Origin of the sequence: Magnetovibrio blakemorei (assembly GCF_001746755.1) — a bacterium.
Lineage (GTDB): Bacteria > Pseudomonadota > Alphaproteobacteria > Rhodospirillales > Magnetovibrionaceae > Magnetovibrio > Magnetovibrio blakemorei.
In genome coordinates, this window is sequence record NZ_MCGG01000061.1 from 1 (window position 1) to 2,007 (window position 2,007).

2 protein-coding genes and 1 pseudogene are annotated in these 2,007 nt (G+C 53.5%); all 3 read left to right on the forward strand.

The window, feature by feature from the left end; genetic code table 11:
• Positions 1-906 (forward strand): annotated as a pseudogene (locus BEN30_RS14655) (IS1595 family transposase); the annotation flags it as partial.
• Positions 907-1,322: 416 nt separating this feature from the next.
• The gene (locus BEN30_RS14660; protein ID WP_069959081.1) at positions 1,323-1,565 is read left to right on the forward strand and encodes a FeoA family protein; all 243 of its coding nucleotides are present in this window, start codon (positions 1,323-1,325) and stop codon (positions 1,563-1,565) included.
• A gap of 128 nt (positions 1,566-1,693) precedes the next feature.
• On the forward strand, positions 1,694-2,007 hold a 314-nt coding region (locus BEN30_RS14665), incomplete at its 3' end, for a FeoB small GTPase domain-containing protein (RefSeq protein ID WP_170827077.1).

A 2,007-nucleotide genomic window follows, 5' to 3' on the forward strand; every position in this document is an offset into this window, starting at 1 on the left:
GATTTCCAGGAACGGTTCCCTGACGACAGGAGCTGTTACTGTCTGATACGGGATCGGCGATGGCCGGACGGGTTTGTCTGCCCCAAATGCGGCAGCAAAGATGCTTTTCTTCTGACCAGTCTGGCATACACCTACGCGTGCAAGGAATGCCGTGGCCATACGTCGGTGACTGCAGGCACGATTATGCACCGGACTAAACTGGCGTTGCGGGTCTGGTTCTGGGCGGCCCATCTTATGGCAACGCATTCGAACGGGATTTCGGCCCGACAGTTGGCGGCGCAGATGGGGATCGCCTACAGTTCGGCATGGTTGCTGGAACAAAAACTGCGGCGTTCGATGATTGATCCAAGCCGAGATTTGTTGGATGGTGTCGTCGAGATTGATCAGACCGAGATACCGTTCCACGACAACGACGCACCCCGGAGCCCACTCAAGACCGGCAAAATCCTGATCATCGAAGCCGTCGAGATTCGTGATAGAACCAGCGGAAAGGCACAGAAACCCAAGCCTCGTGGGTCGAAGTACCTCGACACCCTGTCGGGGCGCTGCCGTCTGGCGGTCATCCCCAGCAACGAGAAGCCGAACATCCACGCTTTCATTGCTACCAATATTGCCCCCGGATCTACCTTAATCTCCGATGGTCACGCTTCAATTCCTGGACTGGAGGGCTACCGGCACGATCCACGTGTCATTGGCAACATGGCGGCGCACATTCCGCTGCAATGGATTCACCGAGTCTTCGCCCTTCTCAAACGTTGGGGCCTCGGCACTTATCATGGTTTTCGCCGCGAGCACATTGATGTCTACCTCAACGAATTCGTCTTTCGCTACAACCGTAGATATTATCGTCATGTGTCCTTTGAAACGATCCTTGGTATCGCCGCAAAGCATGCGCCAGCGTCCTATTGGGACATCGTCGGCCAGAATAATCCTCGCAAAGGCATCACCATGACGCGCCAGAGACCCCGGCGGCGCAAGACGGCAGAAGGTATGCGCGAGGACGGAACCGGCCCTTATTCGCGCGGGAAAAACCCGAAATCATCCGATGATGGGACATCGCGATAAGCCGTCATGGTCGGAACTCCTTTCCCGACCATCGGAATCTATTTTCCTTAACCTCACGCTAACAATTTAAGATTCTGCCCTGGGTTATCTATTGACTTGAATTCGCAATAACTGCCAAATTGGTTCTGATAGATATTCTCATCCGAGGTGCCGATGAAGGTGGCTACTATCTCAGCGGCCCAAGCAGTTTTTCGTGAAGCATATGGTGAAGTTTATCGTAAATACGGCACGTTTATGTGTGTTAAAGGGGAACCACTGTGAATACAAAAAGCAATAAGACCTTGGCGGATCTGAAGTCAGGCGAAGAAGCGATCATTTCGGGCATCACCGGTGATCTCAATCTCAAGCGGCGTCTTTCCGCGTTGGGTATTGTGAACGGCGTTAAGGTTATTTTGGGGCAGACGGCGCCGCTGGGCGACCCGCGCACTTATGATATTTTGGATTACACCCTCAGTCTTCGCAATGAAGAAGCTTGCTTAGTGCGTCTTCAGGCATCCTGACGATGTATCTGACGTGACGGTGCTTAAAGTATGGCCTCAAAATCTGGAGATGGGCCGGGCTACGTAATTGAGTGCGCCCAGAACCCAACCCATTCAACCACCCCAAAAAGCTTTTGGAGAGCAGTTTCGTGGACAATGAAACCATCACCGTAGCGCTTGTGGGCAACCCCAATACGGGCAAGACCACGCTTTCCAATGCGTTAACCGGGGCTCATGACAGCGTCGGCAACTATCCGCGGGTGACCGTTTCCATGCGTTCACGCACCATCCAACATAAGGGCTGGACCCTGAATTTGGTAGATTTACCGGGGATCTATTCGTTGACCTCGCAATCGCCCGAAGAACGCATCGGCCGCGATTTTATTCAAGACGAGCGCCCCGACATTGTTCTCAACGTGTTGGACGGCGGCACCTTGGACCGCAGCTTGTTTTTGACCACCCA